The 21,535-nt window shown below is 54.8% G+C and carries 19 protein-coding genes; 11 read left to right on the top strand and 8 right to left on the bottom strand.

The window, feature by feature from the left end:
• Positions 1-9 precede the first annotated feature (9 nt).
• From phnC to glpD, 4 genes are read left to right on the top strand one after another with little or no spacing between them, the layout of a single operon-like run.
• The gene (gene phnC, locus AUQ41_RS07005; protein ID WP_008891551.1) at positions 10-807 is read left to right on the top strand and encodes a phosphonate ABC transporter ATP-binding protein; all 798 of its coding nucleotides are present in this window, start codon (positions 10-12) and stop codon (positions 805-807) included.
• The gene (gene phnE / locus AUQ41_RS07000; RefSeq protein WP_008891550.1) at positions 804-1,610 is read left to right on the top strand and encodes a phosphonate ABC transporter, permease protein PhnE; all 807 of its coding nucleotides are present in this window, start codon (positions 804-806) and stop codon (positions 1,608-1,610) included. The genes phnC and phnE (AUQ41_RS07000) overlap by 4 nt, the downstream gene beginning before the upstream one ends.
• On the top strand, positions 1,604-2,428 hold the full coding sequence (gene phnE, locus AUQ41_RS06995) for a phosphonate ABC transporter, permease protein PhnE (RefSeq protein ID WP_063087331.1): 825 nt from the start codon (positions 1,604-1,606) through the stop codon (positions 2,426-2,428). The genes phnE (AUQ41_RS07000) and phnE (AUQ41_RS06995) overlap by 7 nt, the downstream gene beginning before the upstream one ends.
• Position 2,429: 1 nt before the next feature.
• Positions 2,430-3,950: a glycerol-3-phosphate dehydrogenase gene (glpD, locus tag AUQ41_RS06990; RefSeq protein WP_063087329.1), complete on the top strand. Its 1,521-nt coding sequence runs from the start codon at positions 2,430-2,432 to the stop codon at positions 3,948-3,950.
• A gap of 79 nt (positions 3,951-4,029) precedes the next feature.
• Here glpD and AUQ41_RS06985 read toward each other — a convergent pair whose 3' ends face one another.
• A complete protein-coding gene (locus AUQ41_RS06985) occupies positions 4,030-5,400 on the bottom strand; it encodes a glutamate--cysteine ligase (RefSeq protein WP_063087327.1) in 1,371 nt (456 codons plus the stop codon).
• An 11-nt stretch (positions 5,401-5,411) separates the two neighbouring features.
• Complete coding sequence (locus AUQ41_RS06980) at positions 5,412-6,212, bottom strand: 16S rRNA (uracil(1498)-N(3))-methyltransferase (protein WP_063087326.1); 801 nt, start codon at positions 6,210-6,212, stop codon at positions 5,412-5,414.
• A gap of 60 nt (positions 6,213-6,272) precedes the next feature.
• Between AUQ41_RS06980 and ubiA the strand changes: the two genes are divergently transcribed.
• Both ubiA and AUQ41_RS06970 read left to right on the top strand, forming a co-directional pair.
• Positions 6,273-7,226 (top strand): 4-hydroxybenzoate octaprenyltransferase, encoded by a 954-nt coding sequence (gene ubiA, locus AUQ41_RS06975; RefSeq protein ID WP_063087325.1) that lies wholly within the window; start codon positions 6,273-6,275, stop codon positions 7,224-7,226.
• A 30-nt stretch (positions 7,227-7,256) separates the two neighbouring features.
• Positions 7,257-7,964, top strand: a complete 708-nt coding sequence (locus AUQ41_RS06970) for a methyltransferase (protein ID WP_063087324.1) — start codon at positions 7,257-7,259, stop codon at positions 7,962-7,964.
• Here the strand turns inward: AUQ41_RS06970 and AUQ41_RS06965 are convergent.
• Complete coding sequence (locus AUQ41_RS06965) at positions 7,961-8,701, bottom strand: hypothetical protein (protein ID WP_063087323.1); 741 nt, start codon at positions 8,699-8,701, stop codon at positions 7,961-7,963. The two genes, AUQ41_RS06970 and AUQ41_RS06965, sit on opposite strands and share 4 nt — an antisense overlap.
• 14 nt (positions 8,702-8,715) lie before the next feature.
• Positions 8,716-9,072, bottom strand: a complete 357-nt coding sequence (locus AUQ41_RS06960) for a hypothetical protein (RefSeq protein ID WP_008891542.1) — start codon at positions 9,070-9,072, stop codon at positions 8,716-8,718.
• A 264-nt stretch (positions 9,073-9,336) separates the two neighbouring features.
• On the opposite strand from AUQ41_RS06960, the gene AUQ41_RS06955 reads away from it, so the two are divergent.
• Positions 9,337-10,863, top strand: a complete 1,527-nt coding sequence (locus AUQ41_RS06955; RefSeq protein ID WP_063087999.1) for a UbiD family decarboxylase — start codon at positions 9,337-9,339, stop codon at positions 10,861-10,863.
• A 51-nt stretch (positions 10,864-10,914) separates the two neighbouring features.
• On the opposite strand, the gene AUQ41_RS06950 is transcribed toward AUQ41_RS06955, so the two are convergent.
• Positions 10,915-11,508: a hypothetical protein gene (locus AUQ41_RS06950; protein ID WP_063087322.1), complete on the bottom strand. Its 594-nt coding sequence runs from the start codon at positions 11,506-11,508 to the stop codon at positions 10,915-10,917.
• A 224-nt stretch (positions 11,509-11,732) separates the two neighbouring features.
• Here AUQ41_RS06950 and AUQ41_RS06945 point away from each other — a divergent pair, with 224 nt between their 5' ends.
• Positions 11,733-13,082 (top strand): TldD/PmbA family protein, encoded by a 1,350-nt coding sequence (locus tag AUQ41_RS06945; protein ID WP_063087321.1) that lies wholly within the window; start codon positions 11,733-11,735, stop codon positions 13,080-13,082.
• Positions 13,083-13,172: 90 nt separating this feature from the next.
• Here the strand turns inward: AUQ41_RS06945 and AUQ41_RS06940 are convergent, their stop codons facing one another.
• Together AUQ41_RS06940 and AUQ41_RS06935 are read right to left on the bottom strand one after the other, a co-directional pair.
• Complete coding sequence (locus AUQ41_RS06940; RefSeq protein WP_168173420.1) at positions 13,173-15,170, bottom strand: methyl-accepting chemotaxis protein; 1,998 nt, start codon at positions 15,168-15,170, stop codon at positions 13,173-13,175.
• Positions 15,171-15,483: 313 nt separating this feature from the next.
• Positions 15,484-16,431, bottom strand: a complete 948-nt coding sequence (locus AUQ41_RS06935; protein ID WP_063087319.1) for a diacylglycerol kinase family protein — start codon at positions 16,429-16,431, stop codon at positions 15,484-15,486.
• 218 nt (positions 16,432-16,649) lie between these two features.
• Between AUQ41_RS06935 and AUQ41_RS06930 the strand changes: the two genes are divergently transcribed.
• Both AUQ41_RS06930 and AUQ41_RS06925 read left to right on the top strand, forming a co-directional pair.
• Positions 16,650-17,567: a UDP-2,3-diacylglucosamine diphosphatase gene (locus tag AUQ41_RS06930; protein ID WP_008891533.1), complete on the top strand. Its 918-nt coding sequence runs from the start codon at positions 16,650-16,652 to the stop codon at positions 17,565-17,567.
• Positions 17,564-18,706 carry a glycosyltransferase family 1 protein gene (locus tag AUQ41_RS06925; RefSeq protein WP_063087318.1) on the top strand — a complete coding sequence of 381 codons (1,143 nt, stop codon included), beginning with the start codon at positions 17,564-17,566 and terminating at the stop codon, positions 18,704-18,706. The genes AUQ41_RS06930 and AUQ41_RS06925 overlap by 4 nt, the downstream gene beginning before the upstream one ends.
• An 11-nt stretch (positions 18,707-18,717) precedes the next feature.
• On the opposite strand, the gene AUQ41_RS06920 is transcribed toward AUQ41_RS06925, so the two are convergent.
• Positions 18,718-19,515, bottom strand: coding sequence for a hypothetical protein (locus tag AUQ41_RS06920; RefSeq protein WP_063087317.1), 798 nt, complete (start codon positions 19,513-19,515; stop codon positions 18,718-18,720).
• Between the two features lie 175 nt (positions 19,516-19,690).
• Between AUQ41_RS06920 and AUQ41_RS06915 the strand changes: the two genes are divergently transcribed.
• Complete coding sequence (locus AUQ41_RS06915) at positions 19,691-21,499, top strand: ABC transporter ATP-binding protein (protein WP_063087316.1); 1,809 nt, start codon at positions 19,691-19,693, stop codon at positions 21,497-21,499.
• Positions 21,500-21,535: the final 36 nt, after the last annotated feature.

The following is a 21,535-nucleotide window of genomic DNA, read 5'->3' as shown; positions in this document are numbered from 1 at the left end:
GGTAACGCAATGCTGCGTATCAAAGAACTTGTAAAACGCTATGGCGAAGAAAAGGCAGTGTTGAAGAACCTGAACCTTGAAGTGCCGGGCGAAAGTGTTGTTTCCATCATCGGCGCATCAGGTGCGGGCAAAAGTACCCTTCTGCGTTGTATCAACCGTCTTGTCGAACCGTCTTCGGGCTCCATCGAACTCAATGGCACGGAACTGACCAAGCTTGAAGGCAAGGCACTGCGTCTGGCGCGCCGTCGCATCGGCATGGTGTTTCAGGGCTTCAACCTGATTGACCGTTTGACGGTGATGGAAAACGTGCAATCGGGACGGCTGGGCTATCTTCCGGCGTGGCGCGCGGTCACGCGCAAATATCCGCAGGAAGACATTGATCGCGCCTTTCATTTGATGGAACGCGTCGGGATCGCCCATTATGCCGACAAACGTGCCGACGAACTTTCCGGCGGTGAACGTCAGCGTGTCGGTGTGGTCCGCGCCCTGATGCAGGAACCTGAAATCCTGCTGGCCGATGAACCGACCGCATCGCTTGATCCGAAAACATCCCGTCAGATCATGGAACTGCTGCGCGCGCTCGCATCCGAGCTGCACCTGCCGGTTCTGATCAACATTCATAACGTCAACGAAGCCAAGGAATATACCCAGCGGATCGTTGGCATGCGCTTTGGCCGCATCATTTTCGATGGTGAACCGGTCGATCTGACCAATGACGCCATGGACGACATCTATGCCGGTGTGCCCGCCGAAGAACGCGGCGACGCCGAAAGCAGCACCCACCTGCGTGAGGTCGCCGCACGATGAGCAGCACCGTTCAAAAAACGGGCCGCACATGGAAGAAGCCCCCCTTTATCGCCAACCCGATGTTGCGCTGGGGACTTCTGATTGCTGTTGTTGCCTATGTCTGGTGGGCCATCACAACCCTGCCATTCGACTGGGAGCGCATCCAGGACGGTGTCCCGCGTGCGATCCGCATCTTCAAGGGCGCCTTCCCGCCAAGCTTCATCCGCGGCGAGTTGCTGTTTGACGGCTTTATGGAAAGCATCAAGATCGCCATTGTCTCGACCCTGCTTGGTCTGGCACTCAGCGTTCCGATTGCCTTTGCATCGGCGTCAAACATCGCACCGAAATGGCTTTATACCATCGGGCGTGGCGTGATCATCGTTGCCCGTTCCTTCCACCCAGTCATTGTCGCCATCCTGTTTGTCAAAGCGGTCGGCTTTGGCCCGCTGGCAGGCATTCTGACGCTTACGGTCTATTCCATCGGGTTCGTTGCCAAAATGCTGGCCGAACGGATCGAGGAAATTGACTGGGGTCAGGTCGAGGCGATCCGTGCAGCCGGCGGGGCGACATTCGTCACCCTTCTTTATGCCGTGATCCCGCAAATCATGCCCCGTCAGATCGGTCTTTCGATCTATCAGCTTGATAGCAACCTGCGCGCCTCTGCCATTGTTGGCATCGTGGGCGCGGGCGGTATCGGGTCAACCCTTCTTAATGCCTTTGGGCGTTATGACTATGACTTTGCGCTGGCGATTACCCTTTGCATCATCGGTGTGATCCTTGTCAGCGAGGCCATCAGCGGCCGGATCAGGAGGAACCTATGGTAGCCACCACCCAACCTACCGGACCGGAAGCAATCGCCAACCGCGAATGGTCCCGCTATACCACCAAGGAACGCTGGCGGCGTTATGGCATGACCGCGCTGGTCGCACTGGCTGTCGTCTGGTCCCTATCGACCATCAACATCATCTGGCCGTGGCTTTGGGATGCCCCGGAACAGATGGGCGATCTGTTTGCCCGCATGTTCCCGCCATCACTTGAAGGCTGGCAGGAAATCGGCTGGACGCTTTTGGAAACCGTCAATATCGCAACGATTGCGACCTTCTTTGCCGTGTTCCTGTCCCTGCCGATTGCGTTGATCGCAGCCCAGAACACCACGCCGAACCGTTTCACGCTGTGGCTTGGCCGGTTCATTCTGGTGTCGTCGCGTTCGGTCAACACCATCATCTGGGCGCTGCTGTTTGTGGCTGTGTTCGGACCGGGTGTTTTGGCCGGTATTCTGGCGATCATTTTCCGGTCGCTTGGCTTCCTTGGCAAATTGCTGGGTGAAGCGATCGAGGAAATCGACCGTGCCCCGATCGAGGCACTGGAATCTGTTGGCGCATCGCGCTTCAAGATTCTGGTCTATGGCGTCATTCCGCAAGTCATGCCGACCTTCTTTGCCGTATCCATCCTGCGCTGGGACATCAACCTGCGTGAAAGTACGGTTCTGGGTCTGGTCGGGGCTGGTGGTATTGGCATCATCCTTCAGGGGGCGATTGATACCTTTGCATGGCAAACGGTCGCCACGATCCTTCTGGCAATCATTGGTCTGGTCATTATTGGCGAAGCCATTTCAGCTTACCTGCGTAAAAAGGTGATCTAACGTGACCGGAACTTACGACCTTCTGGTCGTTGGCGGCGGCATCAACGGGGCTGGTATTGCCCGTGATGCCGCCGGTCGCGGGCTTTCTGTTCTTTTGGTCGAACAGCGCGACCTTGCCTCGGCCACCTCTTCTTCTTCGACCAAACTCATCCATGGCGGTCTTCGATATCTTGAACATTATGAGTTCCGTCTGGTGCGCGAAGCACTTCAGGAACGCGAAGTTCTGTTGGCTGCTGCCCCACATATCATCTGGCCGTTGACCTTCGTTTTGCCCCATCACCAGGGCTTGCGTCCGAAATGGATGCTGCGCGCCGGGTTGTTTCTTTATGACCATCTGGCAAAGCGCAAACGTCTGCCCGGGTCACGTGCTGTATCGTTTAACGGCACGCCAGAAGGGCAACCGTTGAAATCCGATTACGCGGGCGGTTTTTCCTATTCCGATTGCTGGGTGGATGACGCCAGGCTTGTGGTCCTCAATGCACAGGACGCACAGGCACGTGGGGCTGATATCCGAACCCGCACCAGATGTGCATCACTGGTGCGTCATCACGATCACTGGAATGCCGAACTGATCGGGCCCGATGGTGCCCCGCAATCGGTCAGTGCAAAATCCGTGGTCAACGCCGCAGGGCCATGGGTCACCGAGATGGTCGAAAATGCCGGACTTGGCAGAAAGGCCGCCGGTCTTCGACTGGTCAAGGGCAGCCACATTGTGGTTCCGCGCATTCATGACCATGATCATTGCTATATCTTCCAGAATGGCGATGGGCGCATTGCCTTTGCCATCCCCTATCAGCAGGACTACACCCTGATCGGCACCACCGATGTCGCCTATAATGGCGATCCGGCGCAGGTCAAAATCAGCGATCAGGAAACCGACTATCTGCTGGATCTGGTGAATGGCTATCTCGCCAAACCGCTTGGCCGCAAGGACGTGGTTTGGGACTATTCCGGTGTGCGACCACTTTATGATGACAAGAACGACAATGCGTCGGCGGTAACCCGCGACTACGTGTTCGATCTTGATACCGGCGATAGCGGAAGTTCGGCACCGATCCTGTCGATCTATGGCGGTAAGATCACCACTTATCGCAAGCTTGCCGAACATGCGATGCAAAAACTGGCCCCGGTTCTGGGCAACAATGCCAAGGACTGGACAGCAAATGCCATCCTTCCCGGTGGCGACATGCCAGACGGTGATTGCGATGCATTCCTTGCCAAGGCCAAGGCAACCTATGACTGGTTGCCAAGCGCGTTGCTGTATCGGCTGGTGCGAAGCTACGGCACGGCAATCCGCAAAATCATTGGTACAGCAACATCGCTTGGCGATTTGGGCCCGGAAGTCGCCCCGAGCCTTTACGAAGCTGAACTCCACTACCTGATGGCCAATGAATGGGCGTGTCGCGCAGAAGATGTTCTGTGGCGCAGGACCAAACTTGGCCTTGGGATGCAGCCTGATCAGGTCGATGCCATCGAAAAATGGTTTGCCGCCCAAACCCGGCTTGATCGGGCTGCGCAGTAATCCTCAAAACGAGCAACCTGCAAACATCAAAAAAGGGCAGTGAAATCACTGCCCTTTTTTTATTGCGTATTCGTTGGCCTTAGTAGGCGTATTCCTTGAACAACGGATCGACCGAGCCGTTCCATTCGGTTTCATACTTATCAAGGAATTCCTCAGCCAGAGTGCGGCCGCTTTGTGCCACATCATCAAGGCTATCAAGGAAGTGGCCTTCATCGTCGCCGTAGCTGTCCATGCGACCACGGTTTTTAAGGCCCTGACGGGAAATCGCCAGAACATCTTTGGAAAGATCCTGAACCGTGCCGTTCTTGAACGGGGTGGCAAGGGCGGTGCGCGGAACATCGTTGCGAAGCGCTTCGCGCTCAGTTACCGAAAGATCCTTGACCAGATCCCATGCGGCATCAAGGGCGGCATCATCATACAGCAGCCCCACCCAAAGGGCCGGCAGTGCACAGATGCGCTTCCACGGGCCACCATCGGCACCGCGCATTTCAAGGAACTTCTTAAGACGCACTTCCGGGAAGGCCGTGGTCATGTGATCAGACCAGTCATTCATGGTCGGGCGTTCACCGGGCAAAACATCAAGTTTGCCATCCATGAAATCACGGAACGACTTGCCTGCTGCATCAATGTATTTGCCGTCGCGATAGACGAAATACATCGGGACATCGAGCATGTAGTCGACATAACGTTCAAAGCCAAACCCGTCCTCGAACACGAACGGCAACATGCCACAACGATCCGGATCGGTATCGGTCCAGACGTTCGATCGTGCCGACAAGAAACCGCTTGGCTTGCCATCAACAAACGGCGACGCCGCAAACAGGGCGGTTGCCACCGGCTGAAGCGCCAAGGAGGTCCGGAATTTCTTGACCATGTCGGCTTCGGAACTGAAGTCCAGATTGACCTGAATGGTCGAGGTCCTGAGCATCATGTCCAGACCAAGGTTTCCGACCTTGGGCATGTAATTTTTCATGATCTCGTAGCGGCCCTTGGGCATCCACGGGATGTCTTCACGTTTCCATTTCGGATTATGGCCGACACCGAGCATATCAATGCCAAGCCCGTCGCAAATCTCGCGGACTTCGTGCAGGTGCGTATGCACTTCACCACAGGTCTGGTGAATGTTCTTAAGCGGCGCACCGGAAAGTTCAATCTGCCCGCCCGGCTCGAGCGAGACGGAACATTTGTCCTTGGTCAGTGCAATGACATTGCCGTTTTCAATGATCGGTTCCCAGTCATAATGTTCGGCCAGGGCATTGAGCAGCATTTTGACCCCGCGTTCCCCCTCATAAGGGATGGGGCGAAGATCATCGCGGGTGAAGGCGAATTTTTCGTGTTCGGTGCCGATGGCCCAGTCTTTTTTTGGCGTACAGCCGGACTCGAACCATTCGACAAGCTGGCGCCGGCTTTCAATTACCGGGCTGTCACCAGTGGAGGCGCTGACAGTCATAAGGGCTTCCCCTAATCTCTCGCAACGGGTCGGTGCGACCAATCGCCGATACGATCCTGAAATACGGTCAAAGCTGCAATTGCTGCCGTTTCGGCACGCAGAATACGCGGACCGAGGCTTACAGGCGTTGCAAAAGGCTGTTTGCGGATACGTTCAAGTTCGTCGGCGCTAAAGCCGCCCTCGGGTCCAATCACGATTGCATGGTTAACAACATTGGTATTGTCGATAAACGAGCCAGCGCCCTTTGCCAATAGCTGACTTAGTACTTCACCAATTGGTGACCCCGATCCTGTTTCATCACAAAATAGCAGATGGTGATTTTCCGGCAGATTTGCGACCCAGTCCAAAAGACGCACAGGTTCGCAAACCTCAGGCACAGTCAGGCGTTCACACTGTTCGGCCGCCTCAACAACCTGTGCCTGCAAACGATCAAGGCGGACCTTGTCGGTGATGCCATGCTGGGTGATGACGGGTTGCAAACTTTGAACGCCGAGCTCAACCGCCTTTTCAATCAGGAAATCAAGCCGTTGCTTTTTGATCGGTGCAAAAACAAGAGTCGGACCAACTTCATTGCCCTGCGCACGTAATTGGCGTTCCGCGGTGACGCTGCCCTTCTTTTTGCGAAGCTCGCTGATCGTGCCCAGCCACTCCCCGTCAAGGCCATTAAAAATTTTTACCGGTGTTCCGGGCTTGAGGCGCATGACATGTTCGAGGTAATGAGACTGTTCGGGAGCAAGTTCGATTTCACTATCAGCCGTGATAGGATCCCGAACGAAAAGGCGTTGGCGGGCGCGCGTGGCATCAGCAGTCATAAAGGTCCCCAAAGCCGTTTTACGGCATCTTGAAATGGTTTTTTATCAGATAGGCCAATTATGACACAGGTCAACCAGCCAATACAGACCAGCAAGAACGATATGCCACAGGATGGCTGGATCGATCGTTTCATGCCCGAAGCTGTGCGGCCCTATCTGAAACTTCTGCGCCTTGATCGTCCGATTGGCACCTGGCTTTTGCTTTTGCCGTGCTGGTGGTCCACCGCCATGGCAGGCGGGTTAACCGATGCCGTCACCACCAAACAGATCGTCATCATGATGGCGCTGTTCGGGGTGGGGGCCGTGATCATGCGCGGGGCCGGTTGCGTGATCAATGATCTGGCCGACCGCAACTTTGATGGCAAGGTCGAACGCACCACCACCCGCCCGCTCCCCAGTGGTCAGGTCAAGGTCTGGCAGGCTTTGCTGTTCCTTGGCTTCATGATGTTGCTGGGACTTGGCATTCTGGTGCAATTTCGCATCGAGGCGATCATTGTCGGCATCTGTTCGATCCCGATCATCATCACCTATCCGTTCATGAAGCGGATCACCTATTGGCCGCAGGCCTGCCTTGGCCTTGCCTTTAACTGGGGTGCGCTGGTCGGTTGGGCGGCGGTGACCGGCACCGTCGAACCCGCCGCCATTGCCATGTATGCAGCGGGATTTTTCTGGACGCTTGGCTATGACACCATCTATGCCCATCAGGACAAGGATGATGATGCCAAGATCGGCCTGAAATCTCTGGCACTGCGCTTGGGCGATACGACGCCGAAATGGGCCAAGGGGTTCTATACCATGACCACGCTTTTGCTGGGCGTTTCGGGCATGTTGGCTGGTTTGCACTGGTCCTATTTTGTCTTGCTGGGGTTGGCGGGCATTCACCTTGGCTGGCAGGTTGCCACCGTCAAGCTTGATGATGCGGCCAATTGTCTAAAGCGGTTTAAATCCAACCGCGATTACGGATTACTGGTACTTGCTGCCATCGTGCTGTCGCACCTGATTGCGAACGCATAACCCGATACCCCTTTTCAAGGTAAACCGCCAATGAGCGAGAATGTCTTCGCCGACGCACTGGTGCCAGATGTCGACGATCCGCAATTTGCCGATCTGATCGAAACATTCACCGTACCGGCCCGCGTGCCTTTGGCACCAGAAATCGAGATGTATCTGGCAACCCACATCACCCCGCTTTGGCAGGCGACCGAGGATATTCTGGGTGTGCTTGATATCCCGCCACCCTATTGGGCCTTTGCCTGGCCCGGTGGGCAGGCGATTACGCGCTATATCCTTGATCACCCGGAACTGGTGCGCGGCAAGCGGGTGCTTGATTTTGCCTGTGGCGGCGGCATGCAGGCGATTGCCTGCGTCCGTTCAGATGCCGCAGAAATCCTGGCCAATGACATCGATCCGGTGGCGATTACCGCCACAAGGCTGAATGCCAAACACAATGGTGTTGAAATTCCGACCACGACCGAAAATCTGGTTGGCACATCGGCCCCGCAAAAGCGTTGGGATGTGATTTTTGCCGGCGACGTCTGTTATCAGCAGGATATGGCAAATGCCGTTTTGCAGTGGCTGATGGCCGAAGCGCGCCTTGGCACCAAGGTCATCCTGGCCGACCCGGGCCGAACCTATGCGCCGACACATAACATCGACGAACTTGAAACCTACGACGTCCCGGTTGATGTCGCGGTCGAGGACACCGACACCAAATTCACCCGCATCTGGCAGCTTTTGCCGGACCGCGATTAATCCTGTTCAACAACAAGACGGCGAAATGCCGGATCATCAATGATCCGCAGGACGAATGCGGGGCTAAAGACCTGCCCGGCACGCTTGGCGAAAAGTGCTAGCATTTCCCGTTGATCAAGGGATGTGAACCGCCGATCTCTGGCCTCAATCGCAGACAAGGCAAACACCGATCCCTGATCAAAAACATGTCCGCGTGCAGATTGGTACATGCCGATGTGATTGGAAGTGACCCCGCAATCGAGATCAAGATCGCGACCCGGAAATTGAACATAGCTGTAATGGGCTGGCACCGATTCCGTGACATGCATATGGGCAAGTTGTGTCGGGGTGAGCCAGGTGATCGAAACACGCACGCGCGTGCCCGGTGATGGTGCCAGCGTTGCCGGAACTGCGCCGTATCCGGTTATGTGCGTTGAATAGACAATATCGTGATGCGCCAGCCAGCCATGGGTCACCGGAATTTCATCTGAAAGGTTTTGATGGGTGAATTTTCGGGTCAGTTGTACCGGCGCACGATTGGACCCGACGGCCAGAACCGGTGTCCTGCCCCTTGTCGCAGTCGCGACGTCTGATCGCTCCATCGCAACTACGTCACCACCACGAAACAGAAAGTCGTGATCCGGCGAAGGATAGGGATACAAAAACGCGCGCAGGAGGTCCTGCGCGCGTGGATGCTGTTCGATCTGGTCGCGCAACACGGGATCCGTGATCATATGCGCATCAGATATCGAAAACATATTGGTCGTCCGGCTTAGCCTTCGACTACGCGATAGCGATAATTGCAGTCGTCAACATGCTGCCATGCCAGTTTCGACCATGCTTTTTCTGCATCGCCAAACGTGGCAAACGGGCCATGACGTTCTTCTTCGCCGCCAACCGGGGTTTCAAAGTCGGTGCTTTCATATTCGCCACCGACAACCCAGTATTCTTCAAGGCGTTCGATACGATACCGCGAATTCGCGTCATCAACCGACTGCCAGGCCATTTTCGACCATTCCTTTTCGGCGTCTTCGAAGCTGCCAAACGGACCAACTTTGGTTTCTTCGCCAATTGGCGCATCAAAACCGGTATCCTGATAGGTGCCCCCGATAACCCAGTACTTGGCCATCTGTGCGTCCTTCATGCTTTTGGTGAGTTGCCAGGTCGCGTGCTGTGGGTCACGCGACTCTTTTCCTTGCCCATGTATAACCAAATGATGCGCTGACCAAAACCGCAAAATTATGCATCTCCCTGCAACGCAGCATTGTCAAATCATGTAGGGATGGATCGATGCGGTTACAAATGACGTATTTGACAACAGCAAGGTTGTCCCGTTTCGCTCCGCGGCGTATGAAGACAATCAGGTTTCAAAGCTTTGCAGATGACAGGTGCCATGCCCTATCAATCCCTTCGTGACTTCATGGATGCGCTGGAAAAAACCGGCCGTCTTGTCCGTGTCACTGAACCGGTTTCCCCCAATCTTGAAATGACGGAAATCCAGACCCGCCTTCTCGCCGAAGGTGGCCCGGCGGTTCTGTTTGAAAATGTTGTCGGTGATGACGGCAAAAAATATGACATGCCGGTTCTGGTCAACCTGTTTGGCACCGTGGACCGCGTGGCCGCGGGCATGAACCGCAAACCCGAAGAACTGCGCGAAGTGGGTGAAACGCTGGCATTCCTCAAACAGCCTGAACCACCCGCAAGCATCCGCGAAGCTTTTTCGATGCTGCCGCTTGCCAAAACCGTGATGGCGATGAAGCCCAAAACGGTTTCCAAGGCGCCGTGTCAGGAAGTGGTCCTTCAGGGTGATGATATCGATCTTTCGAAAATTCCGGTGCAATCCTGCTGGCCCGGCGAACCCGGCCCGCTGATCACCTGGCCGCTGGTCGTGACCCAGGGGCCAAGTGCTGGCACCAAGGGTGGTGACAAGCGCGATGTGTTTAACCTTGGCATCTATCGCATGCAGGTGTTGGGCAAAAACAAGACCATCATGCGCTGGCTGAAACATCGCGGTGGCGCGCAGCATCATGCCCGCTGGAAACAGGAAAAGCGTGAACCGCTGCCAGCTGCCATCGTTCTGGGCGCAGATCCGGGCACGATCCTTGCCGCGGTCACCCCGGTTCCCGATACCCTGTCGGAATATCAGTTTGCTGGCCTTCTGCGCGGCGAGAAAGTCGAACTGGTCGATTGCAAAACCGTGCCGCTCAAGGTCCCGGCCACGGCCGAGATCATTCTTGAAGGCTATGTCTCGCTTGAGGAATATGCGCCCGAGGGGCCGTATGGCGATCACACCGGTTATTACAACTCGGTCGAAGATTTCCCGGTCTTTACCGTGACCGCCATCACCATGCGCAAAAAGCCGATCTATCTGTCGACCTTCACCGGCCGTCCGCCAGATGAGCCGTCGGTTCTGGGTGAAGCATTGAATGACGTGTTCGTGCCGCTTCTGCAGCAACAATTCCCGGAAATTGTTGATTTCTGGTTGCCGCCAGAGGGATGCAGCTATCGCATCGCGGTTGTCTCGATGAAGAAGGCCTATGCCGGTCATGCCAAGCGCGTGATGATGGGCGTCTGGTCGTTCCTGCGTCAGTTCATGTACACCAAATTCGTCATTGTCGTGGATGACGACATTGATGTCCGTGACTGGAAAGACGTCATGTGGGCGATCTCGACGCGGATGGACCCGGTACGCGATATTACCACCGTCACCGACACCCCGATTGATTACCTTGATTTCGCATCCCCGGTTTCGGGCCTTGGCGGCAAGCTTGGCCTTGATGCCACCAACAAGCTGCCCGGCGAAACCAACCGCGAATGGGGCGAAAAGATCTATATGGATGATGACATCATCGACCGTGTGGATCAGAAATGGGAACGCTATGGCCTGCCCGGATCAGGCAAGAAAATCTGGCGGGACTGAATGACAAAGGCGGGTTTCAAACCCGCCTTTTTTCTGACCTGAAAGCTCTTTCTAGTTTCTGAAAAACATCCAGTGATCACCATCTTCATCGGGCTTTTCGGAATAGAAAAACTGCGGCGCGTCACACATGAAATCATCAACGCGGATGGCGAAATTGCACATATCCGCATCCCCCATAACTTCGGCCATGTATTCAGTACTGTTTTCCTGCCAGCTCAGCACTGGTGGTGCCGTTTCATCAAAGACACAGAGCGCAAACTGCTCGGACTGCTTGAACGGAATGTAACGGATTTCACTGTGATCTTTCGCACCATGGTTGGTGACAAACAACAGTGCGAAAAACGGGCCATCAGGGTTATCAAGGTCAACCCAACCGGCGATGCGATCGAGCACGCCGTCACAGGTAAAATCACCGGTCAGCATCTGATGGCGGTAGTTTCGGGCATATTGCCCCCCTTGCCAGCGCATTTCGTAATAGAACTGTGCGCTTGAAACCGGATCGGTTTCGCCATTCGCATTCAGCTCCCACACGCCATTTTCATCCCAGCCTTTCATGACAGTCTTGCTGTCATCTGCGAATGCAGGGCTGAGCAATCCAATCAGAAAAGCCACACTAAGCCCGGAAAGAATTTTCTGCTTGTTCATCGCGTTCCCGTTTATCTGGCACCAGTAGCACTTGTTTGTTCGACTATAACAGAAAGCCGTTTGAAATCTGTCATTGACCGGGCCTTGCCATTCGGCCCTCGTCCTGCCACCTCTGAAACAAGGCAGGAATTTTAGACCAAAACCAGCTTTTTGTTTCGGGTCTATGCGAAAACGTTCGTGCCCCCTATAACGTAAGAAACACATTCCGATACAAGGGAGCCTCCATGCCCAAGACCGACATGACACTTGATCGCATCAATGACCTTCTCGCACAGGCAAAAAAGGCCGGTGCAGACGATGCCGATGCCGTTTATGTCGAAGGCACATCGCTTTCGGTTGCCCAGCGTCTGGGCAAGATGGAAAAGCTTGAACGTTCCGAGGGGGCCGATCTTGGCCTGCGGGTTCTGATTGGCAAGCAACAGGCAGTTGTATCGTCATCTGATACCAGCGACGCCGCCCTTGCCGAGCTGGTCGAACGTGCGGTTGCGATGGCCAAAAATGCCCCGGAAGATCCCTATTGCGGTATTGCCGACCCAAGTGAACTTGCCGAAACCTTCAATGTCGAAGCACTTGAACTGTGCGAGCCGGGCGAAGTTGATCAGGGCAAACTGATCGAATGGGCCAGCGCGTGTGAAGAGGCCGCGCGTTCGGTCGAGGGCATTACCAATTCCGAAGGATCAGAAGCTGGTTGGGGCCGCCATCAGATCACACTGGCCGCCACCAACGGCTTTGCCAATTCCTATGCCGGGTCGGGCAGCCATATCTCGGTTTCCGTATTGGCGGGCACCGGCACAGGTATGGAACGCGATTACGATTATGACAGTGCAGTGTTTTCGACCGATCTCCGCGATCCGGTCGATATCGGCAAAAAGGCCGCCGAAAAAACCCTGCGTCGCCTGAACCCGCGCAAGGTCAAAAGCACGCAAGTTCCGGTGATCTATGATCCGCGCGTTTCCGCATCTATTGTTGGTCACCTGTCATCGGCGATCAACGGTTCCGGCATCGCGCGCGGCACCAGCTTCCTGCTTGATGCCATGGGCAGCGAAATCTTCGCGCCCCATATCAACATCATTGATGATCCGCATCGCAAACGTGGTCTGCGTTCCAAACCGTTTGATGCCGAAGGGGTCGCAAACCAGAAGCGCCATCTGATCGAAAACGGTGTTCTGAAAACCTGGATCATGGATCTGCGTTCGGCCCGCCAGCTTGGCCTGAAATCGACCGGTAACGCATCGCGCGGGGCCGGAAGCCTGCCAGCGCCATCGACCACCAACCTTTACATGGAACCGGGCACCATTTCGCCCGAAGACATGATCAAGGATATCAAGTCGGGCCTTTACATCACCGAGATGATCGGCAGCAGCGTAAATGGTGTGACGGGCGATTATTCGCGCGGTGCGTCGGGGTATTGGATTGAAAATGGCGAACTGGCCTATCCGGTGTCCGAAATCACGGTGGCGGGCAACCTTAAAGACATGTTCAAAACGGTCGTCCCGGCCAATGACCTGACATTCAAATACGGCACCAACGCGCCGACCCTTCGCATTGACGGCATGACTTTGGCCGGGCAGTAACCGACCTTCACTGTTCCCCAATCAAAAAAAGAACGCCCGGTCCATTTTGGCCGGGCGTTTTGCGTTTGCGTATCTGAAAATCCGGTGTGTCTAGGCCGACCGGATGGCATTGACGAAGTTGTCCGTCGCACCTTTCAGGGTGGCAAAGTTCTCGGACAAAGTGCTGACCGCGGTTAAAACGTCGCTTGATGCTGTGCCTGCATCGTTTACAGCCTGTGAAACCGTAACAATGTTGGAACTGACAACCGTTGTCCCGGTCGCGGCCTGTTCAATGTTAAAGGCGATTTCACGGGTTGCTGCCGATTGTTCCTCCACCGCCGAGGAAATGGTCGCAACAATGCCTTCCATTTCGCTAATCGTTTGGCTGATCAGTTCGATCTGGTTGGCGGCAAAGCCGGTGCGGCTTTGGACACTGTCAACCTGGGCGCGGATTTCTTCTGTTGCCTTGGCCGTTTGGGCCGAAAGGGTTTTGACCTCATTGGCGACAACCGCAAAGCCCTTGCCTGCATCACCTGCCCGCGAAGCTTCAATCGTCGCATTGAGCGCAAGCATGTTGGTCTGGTCGGAAATATCGGTAATCAGTTTGAGAACATGATCGATATTGTTGGATGCCTCGACCAGTTCCTTGATACCGCGCATGGTTTCGCGGGCCTGATCAACAGCCTTTTTGGCGATTTCATTTGAAAAGACAACCTGACGATTGATCTCCTCAATCGAACTGTTGAGCTCCTCAGTGGCCGAAGCAACAGAATCAACATTGCCACTTGCCTCTTCACTGGCCGAGGCAACAGCCGTCGTTTGCTCTGACGCCGAATTTGCGATCTGGGACATGCCGGTGGCCGTTGCCTGTAACTCGACTGCGGCGGCAGCGACCGCTTCGATAATGGTCCCGACACTTGTCGTAAAGCTGTCCGCCGTCTGGTTCATGAACCGCCGCTGTTCTTCCTTGGACCGTTCTTCCTGCGCGCGGGCTTCGGCTTCGAGTTCATCATTGCGGATGGCATTGGTTTTAAACACCTGAACTGCCTGTGCCATCTGGCCGATCTCGTCCTTGCGGGTCTGTCCGGGAATTTCAACGCCCAGATCATGATCGGCCAGCCTGCGCATGATGGTCGTAATCGCAGTGATCGGACGCGACAAGCGATCCCCCATGACCCAGGCCAGAACCATCCCAAGAACGGCACCAGCAATCGATGCGATCAGGATTTCCTTTTCTGCCAGAATGATTTCGGCGACGACCTTTTCAAAAATGTTGTGCTCTGCCACCGCCAGTTCCTGTTTCAGGGCCTCGGCGTCGGCAATGATACCCTCGGATGCTTCGCGCATGGTCCCGTGGACCGTGGCGACAATTTCCAGTTCGTCGGCACGGATCTTGTCGAAGACTTCGCGGTAATCAGCAAACAGGTTCTTGGCATCATCCAGCACAGCTTTCAGGTCACCCGTAAGCGGTTGATTACCGATTTGCCCCAATGCGGCCTCAAGCTTTGCAAATTCATCGGCGGATTTGGCGCCAAAGCTGTCATCCTGACGGCCAATCAGGATATTGGCATACAACCTTGCCAGAAGTGCATGTTCACGTGCCGCGACTGAGCGTTTGAGGAGTTCAAGATCGCCGGTATTCTGCGCATGGGCAACAAGCTTGTCGAGATCGGCAACGATCTTGATCCCGTCAGGTTCAAGGCGATCCAGGATCAGGGAATGGTATTCGTCGCTCAGGTTTTTGGCCGAGGCGAAGCTTGCCAGATAGGCATCAAGCTCTTCGGCGATGTGTTCAATGCGGCTTCGATGTTGTTCGCCAATGAACTTCTCACGGGCGTCATCAAGCATCAGATCAAGCTGCTTGGCATAGGTGAACACGGCTTCGGCATCTGCCGGATCAGCCGTATTGGCAAATTCACGCGCGTGACTGTTAAAGCGTAGGAACTGCGTTTCAATCTCGCTGATCAGCGCGGCTTCTTCAACATAATGGGCATATTCATCCACATCGTGTGAAACAGCAACAAAGGTGAAATACGCAAAGGCAAGTGCCGAAATGAGAATTGCCAGCACCACGGCAAAACCAGCCAGAATTTTTGTTTTTATCTGCATGTCAGCCAACACACCTGAGTTGAGAACCAAAGCAGAGGACCCCGAAACCATCGTCAATCTCCCTGAATGGCGATGATCTTCATCAACGCTGTTCGTCAAATTTCGAAGCAAGTTTCGCGATTCAAAATCCACCCAAATTCCCTCTGATCGGGAGGTACAAGTCACGCGCACTACGTTAAAATCAAGGTGGGGAACAGAAATACAACTTCAAGGACCCGTTGATAATTCATCATGAGTACTTGAAAAATCCCGAAAGTCCGGGCATTTGCCCGAGGCAACCGAACAATCCGTGTAACGACTTTGGGGTGTGCTTTTAATCCGCAGCGATCCGAAGCAGATCAGGTGATGGGTGATCGGTCTTCGAAGACAATTCGGCATAAGCCGGCGGCACCATCAATCGCACAGGATAGGGGGACAAGCTGATCTCGCACGGCAGCTTACCGGCACTTTCCCCGTCAATCTGAAGCGGGGCCGGGCCGCAATGACTGGTGATCGTGATGCGCTCTGCCCGAACCACCGAAACGTCGCTTTGGGCATGCAACCGATTAAGTGTCAGTGCCAGACCATAACGTGACAAGGCCCCGATACCGTTGCCTGGCATCAGCACCACATCAAGGCTGTTGGCGGTCAGGCTGGCATCGGGCGAAATGACAAATGCCCCGCCATAATGTTGCGCATGGGTTACAACCACGCCCGACACCCGATAATTTTCCCGACCGATACTGACTTCAAAATCACGATGACGCGGGAAAAAGATGTTGCGAAGGCCTTCCAGAACATAGGCCCCCTTGCCAATCAGGCGCTTGAGCCGCAGCGAAACATTGGCGACCGTATCGGCATCGGCCCCCATGCCGACCATCAAAAAGAACGCCCGGCCATTGACCAGTCCTGGACGGACCCAGACCATACCGGGATTGTTGATATAGTCGGCAATTGCGCGTGCCCGGATTTCAAGCCCGACTTCAACCGCAAGCACATTGGCCGTTCCAAGCGGGATGATGCCAAGTGGCGGGACCTCGTGCCCGTCAATCTGGGCATCAAGCAATCCGTTTAATGCCTCGTTAAGCGACCCGTCGCCACCGGCAACAAACAAACGTTGATGGGCACGGACCTTGCGGGCCAGTTCACGGGCGTGACCGGGATGGGTGGTTTGCAGCAACTCCACCTTGATGCCGGCATGTTGCAATATCTGGGATAAAAACCGCTGTTTATTGCCACCGGCCCGTGGATTGAAGATGACAGTCACATCCGCATCGGTCATTTGGACCCACTTCTGAAATAAAAATGAAATAAATTTTTCACAGCATCTACCATATGAAATAAAACATGTAACAGTTGCTTTACAGAACTGCGAAATTTCTGTGAACGGGTTATATAATCGAACGATTTGTTTTAAACCGATACTGGCTTGGAACAGTATTCGGCAAGACAAACTGTCGAATTCCAGCCATCCTTTTGGCAGGATACGGAGGAGCGGCAATGACAGCGATGACGCTGCAACCGCATTACCGCACGGTCTGGATTTCAGACGTCCATCTGGGGACACGTGGATGTCAGGCAGACCTTCTATTGGATTTCCTCAATGAAGTGACGGCAGACACTTATTATCTGGTGGGTGACATTATTGACGGCTGGCGCCTTAAGAAAAGCTGGTACTGGCCGGAAAGTCATCATGCCGTGATCACGACAATCATGGAAAAGGCAAAGAATGGCGCCAAAGTCATCTTCGTCCCCGGGAACCATGATGAATTCGCCCGCGAGTTTGTCGATATGACTTTTGGCCATGTCGACGTTAAAATGAACGATATCCACGTCACCGCCGATGGCAAGCGCCTTTTGGTCATCCATGGCGATGAGTTTGACGGGGTCGTCAAATACGCCAAGTGGCTGGCCTATCTGGGTGACACCGCCTACAACCTTGCCATTACACTCAACCGCTATTTCAACGGCGTTCGCCGTCGGCTTGGTTACGGATACTGGTCGCTTTCGGCTTATCTTAAGAACCGAGTAAAGAACGCGGTTCAGTTCATCTGCAACTTTGAAAATGCCGTCGCCCACGAAGCCGCCAAACGCAAGGTGGATGGCGTGGTTTGCGGCCATATCCATCACGCCGAAAAACGCAAGATCGGCGATGTGCTCTATTGCAATGATGGTGATTGGGTTGAAAGCTGTACGGCCCTTGTCGAAGACAAGGAAGGCAAGCTTGAGCTGCTGCACTGGGCCGAAATGCGCCAGATGGCAATGAGCCATTCAAGCCCCGGTCACGATGCGGCAAGCGCCCCGTCGCTTGGCCTTGGCAAATTGATTTCCATGTTTCGTATCGCCCATGAAGCGGGCAACTCTGCATCGGGCTCTTCGAAAAAGGGCAATGATGCACCGATTGGAAAGACTGCATGAAAATACTGATCGTAACCGATGCCTGGTATCCGCAGGTCAACGGTGTTGTCCGTACCCTTGAAACCGTACGGGGCGAGTTGGGTGAGATGGGACATGACGTGCATGTCATCTCGCCCGATCAGTTTAAAACCATCCCCTGCCCGACTTATCCGGAAATCCGGCTGGCGCTTTTTGCCAAACGCAAAATGGCCAAGATGATCGAAGCCCTTCATCCGGTCGCGATCCATATTTCCACCGAAGGCCCGCTGGGTCAGGCCGCACGGGCCTATTGCCTTAAGCGTGGCATTCCGTTTTCGACCGCCTATCACACGCGCTTCCCGGAATATATTCACGCCCGCTGGCGCCTGCCGCTTTCGATCCTTTATCGCGGCATGAAGCATTTCCACGGCAAATCGCAATCCGTCATGGTGGCAACCGAAACCCTGCGTCAGGAACTCTCCGACTGGGGTTTTAACAACCTGCAAATCTGGTCACGCGGTGTGGATCTGGACCTGTTCCGCCCCCGCCCGGACGCCAGTTTTGGCGATTTCCCAAAACCGCACTGGCTGTTTGTCGGCCGGGTTGCGGTAGAAAAGAATATCGGCCATTTTCTGGATCTTGACCTGCCGGGCACAAAGTTTGTCGTTGGCGATGGCCCGCAGCTAAATGAGCTCAAGGGCAAGTATCCCAACGCGCAGTTTCTCGGCAAAAAAATTGGTGAAGAACTGGCAACGGCCTTTGCCGCAGCCGACGTCTTTGTCTTCCCCAGCAAGACGGATACTTTCGGCCTTGTGATCCTTGAAGCCCTGGCATCGGGCACCCCGGTCGCGGTTTTCCCGGTTCAGGGACCAGCCGATATCGTGCGTGGCACCAAGGCCGGCGCCATCGATGCCGACCTGCGCGAGGCCGCCTTGGCCGCGTTGGAACTTAAAAGTGACGATGCCCGCGCATTGGCCGAACAATATAGCTGGCGCAATTCCGCCAACCAGTTCTTGCACAATCTGGCACCGTTTTCCGGTGGGTTTGATGGCGTTGAGGCAACCCGTATTTCACTGGATGACGCGGCAAACACCAGCGCAGCAACATCAAAGGTCGCAGAACCGGATCACGCGCCTGAGACCGCCGCAGGCAAGGCACCTGTTGGGCAACCAGCCCAATAGGTCGCGCCTGATCAGCGATAAAGGCTTTTTCGCAAGGTGCGATATGCCCAAAGACCGTTGAGCGCATCCGTACCCAGCCAGCGACGGAACGGGCGGAGCATCAGATAGACCGGGCGCAAAAGCCTGATCACCTTGCGCAGCGGCACTAATTGCGGTGTGGTTTCGCCAGCAGCCTCGACATAGGCCTGCCATCCGGCGCGCAGTAATTCCGGACGTTTTTTAAATTCACGCTGGATGGAAAAAACAAACAGCAAGATGTCGCGCGCCTGGGCATCAATCACCGGCATGCGGGCGTTCGGGTCTTCTTCGAAATCAATAAAGCCGATCTGATGATCGTCGCGCAGTGTCATATTGCGAAGCAACGGCGCACCATGTGCTACCCCTTCACCATGCAATCTTGCCAGGGCCGCACCGGCGTCGACAACATGGCGACGGATGGCATCATCATTGCCCTTGTCGACATCATCTTCGATGCAGGTTTTAAGGATGCGGCCATTATCGCCAATGGCAATCCAGTTTTCTCCGACATCAATCAGATCCGGGACCAACACACCAAGGGCGGCAAGCTTGCGCAAGGTCGCGGCCTCGCTTTCAAGGCCCTTTTGCCCACCGGGCGATACGGTCGGGCGCAACAATGGAATACCGGTAATATTGGCAGCAAAGCGCTGAACGCTGTGCCAGACTTTATGTTTGGCCGGAACTGCCTGTTTGACCCAGATGCGCCGGTTATCCCAGCGCAGCGGGAAAACCCGTGCACCGACACCCTGGGCCACGGTGCGTTCGACAAGTGCGTGGAGTTGCTCGTTCATTTATTTGTCTTATATGTCGCAGTTGGCAATCTGCTGTTATGCAGACCATTTTTGTGTCCGTTAAAGCGTCTCAGCAGCTTGCCGCCCTTGTCCGAGCGTGCTAGCAACAGCGCGAGTATTTTACTTTTATGATGCCGTATCCATAACGATAGTATCAATTTGATACAATCTGGAAATGGCGAAGAAGGCCGGGATCAAATCATTGCCAAAGAATTCGTTGGATCATACTGCAGAACACTGGGGTACCTGGCCGCTGGTCAAGCGTATCGTGCGAGATGCGGTTGCCCCCTATCTTGGCAAAATACTGCTTGCGCTTCTCTGCATGGCGCTAATGGCCGGGGCGACTGGCCTTTACGCGCTTTTGATGGATCCGATCATCAATGATGTGTTCATCAACAAGAAGGAAAACATGCTGGTGCCCGTCGGGGCGGCGGTTCTTGGATCCTTTGCCCTCAAAGGCTTTGCCAACTATGGGCAGACGGTTTTGATGAGCTATGTCGGTGGGCGTATTCTGGCCGATCTGCAAAACAGCCTGTATGAGCACGTCATTCGCCTTGATATCGGCTTTTTCCACAGCACGAATACCGGCAAGCTGATCACACGCTTTACCAGCGACATCACGTCAATGCGGGCGGCGGTTTCAAACTCGCTGACCGGTTTTGGCAAAGACCTTCTGACTGCGGCCGTCCTTGTCGGCGTGATGTTCTACAAGGACTGGTTGCTTGCGATCATCGCCTTTACCGTATTTCCCGCTGCGATCTATCCGATTGCGCGACTGGGTAAACGCATGCGCAAGGTGTCTGCCAACACCCAGCAACAGATTGGCGAATTCGCCACATTGCTTGAACAAACCTTCCAGGGCATTCGCCACGTGAAGGCATATGGCATGGAGCCCTATGAATGTTCGCGCATGGGCAAGCTGGTGGAAACCGTCTTCAAACTGAGCTTCAAGGCCTCGACGGTTAGCGCGCGTTCCTCCCCCATCATGGAAACGCTTGGTGGTGCGGCGATTACCGCGATCATCATTTATGGCGGCAACCGCGTGATCGACGGAGCAAGTGACCCCGGAAGCTTCTTTGCCTTTATCACGGCATTGCTGCTGGCCTATGAGCCGGTCAAACGTCTGGCCAATATCAACATCACCTTGCAGCAAGGTCTTGCCGCATCCCAGCGCGTCTTCACGGTTCTTGATATCGAACCGGAAATCAAGGACGCACCGGATGCCAAGGAGCTCGCGGTTTCGGGTGGCAACATCAACTTCAAAAACGTTGCCTTTGCCTATACCCCTGAAATCACAGCACTCCGCGAGATTGACCTTGATATCAAGGCGGGCGAAACCGTTGCCCTTGTCGGCCCGTCGGGGGCTGGTAAATCGACCATCCTCAACCTGATCCCGCGTTTCTATGACATTGATCAGGGTGCCATTACCATTGATGGTCAGGATATCCGCAACGTGACGCTTGAAAGCCTGCGCAAGGCAACAGCCCTCGTCAGTCAGGAAATCACCCTGTTTGATGATACGGTGCGTGCCAATATCGCCTATGGTCGCGCTGGCGCATCGGATGCCGAGATCGAACAGGCCGCACGTCAGGCCGCAGCCCACGACTTTATCGGACAGCTTCAACATGGCTATGACACGATTGTCGGCGAACATGGTGTGAAGCTGTCGGGTGGCCAACGCCAGCGTATTGCGATTGCGCGTGCGATGCTGAAAAACGCGCCGATCCTGTTGCTGGACGAAGCAACCTCTGCCCTTGATACGGAATCCGAACGCCATATTCAGGGGGCTTTGGCCGAACTGATGAAAGGCCGGACGACCCTTGTTATTGCGCACCGTCTGTCGACCATCATTGATGCCGACAAGATTTGCGTTGTCAGCAATGGTCGGGTGACCGAACAGGGCAAACACGAAGAATTGCTAGCACTGGGAGGGGCTTATGCGCACCTCTATAACTTGCAATTCTCGGAAGAAAACGGAAACTGATCCGGACAACTTCGGGAATATCGGGCGTGCAGTGGC

This window comes from Thalassospira sp. MCCC 1A02898 (assembly GCF_001618185.1).
GTDB lineage: Bacteria > Pseudomonadota > Alphaproteobacteria > Rhodospirillales > Thalassospiraceae > Thalassospira > Thalassospira tepidiphila.
Note: the sequence above shows the minus strand (reverse complement) of the source record. Positions and strands in the feature narration are given on the sequence as shown.

What these genes read in the sequence shown, in the direction of transcription:
- AUQ41_RS06935 (WP_063087319.1), bottom strand. Translation starts at nt 16,431, where the DNA reads ATGACCGATGCGGATGTGACTGTCATCTTCAATCCACGGGCCGGTGGC.
- AUQ41_RS06945 (WP_063087321.1), top strand. Translation starts at nt 11,733, where the DNA reads ATGCCCAAGACCGACATGACACTTGATCGCATCAATGACCTTCTCGCA.
- phnE (WP_063087331.1), top strand. Translation starts at nt 1,604, where the DNA reads ATGGTAGCCACCACCCAACCTACCGGACCGGAAGCAATCGCCAACCGC.
- AUQ41_RS06930 (WP_008891533.1), top strand. Translation starts at nt 16,650, where the DNA reads ATGACAGCGATGACGCTGCAACCGCATTACCGCACGGTCTGGATTTCA.
- AUQ41_RS06940 (WP_168173420.1), bottom strand. Translation starts at nt 15,170, where the DNA reads ATGCAGATAAAAACAAAAATTCTGGCTGGTTTTGCCGTGGTGCTGGCA.
- AUQ41_RS06970 (WP_063087324.1), top strand. Translation starts at nt 7,257, where the DNA reads ATGAGCGAGAATGTCTTCGCCGACGCACTGGTGCCAGATGTCGACGAT.
- AUQ41_RS06950 (WP_063087322.1), bottom strand. Translation starts at nt 11,508, where the DNA reads ATGAACAAGCAGAAAATTCTTTCCGGGCTTAGTGTGGCTTTTCTGATT.
- AUQ41_RS06965 (WP_063087323.1), bottom strand. Translation starts at nt 8,701, where the DNA reads ATGTTTTCGATATCTGATGCGCATATGATCACGGATCCCGTGTTGCGC.
- ubiA (WP_063087325.1), top strand. Translation starts at nt 6,273, where the DNA reads ATGACACAGGTCAACCAGCCAATACAGACCAGCAAGAACGATATGCCA.
- AUQ41_RS06920 (WP_063087317.1), bottom strand. Translation starts at nt 19,515, where the DNA reads ATGAACGAGCAACTCCACGCACTTGTCGAACGCACCGTGGCCCAGGGT.
- AUQ41_RS06915 (WP_063087316.1), top strand. Translation starts at nt 19,691, where the DNA reads ATGGCGAAGAAGGCCGGGATCAAATCATTGCCAAAGAATTCGTTGGAT.
- AUQ41_RS06955 (WP_063087999.1), top strand. Translation starts at nt 9,337, where the DNA reads ATGCCCTATCAATCCCTTCGTGACTTCATGGATGCGCTGGAAAAAACC.
- AUQ41_RS06980 (WP_063087326.1), bottom strand. Translation starts at nt 6,212, where the DNA reads ATGACTGCTGATGCCACGCGCGCCCGCCAACGCCTTTTCGTTCGGGAT.
- phnE (WP_008891550.1), top strand. Translation starts at nt 804, where the DNA reads ATGAGCAGCACCGTTCAAAAAACGGGCCGCACATGGAAGAAGCCCCCC.
- phnC (WP_008891551.1), top strand. Translation starts at nt 10, where the DNA reads ATGCTGCGTATCAAAGAACTTGTAAAACGCTATGGCGAAGAAAAGGCA.
- AUQ41_RS06925 (WP_063087318.1), top strand. Translation starts at nt 17,564, where the DNA reads ATGAAAATACTGATCGTAACCGATGCCTGGTATCCGCAGGTCAACGGT.
- AUQ41_RS06985 (WP_063087327.1), bottom strand. Translation starts at nt 5,400, where the DNA reads ATGACTGTCAGCGCCTCCACTGGTGACAGCCCGGTAATTGAAAGCCGG.
- AUQ41_RS06960 (WP_008891542.1), bottom strand. Translation starts at nt 9,072, where the DNA reads ATGGCCAAGTACTGGGTTATCGGGGGCACCTATCAGGATACCGGTTTT.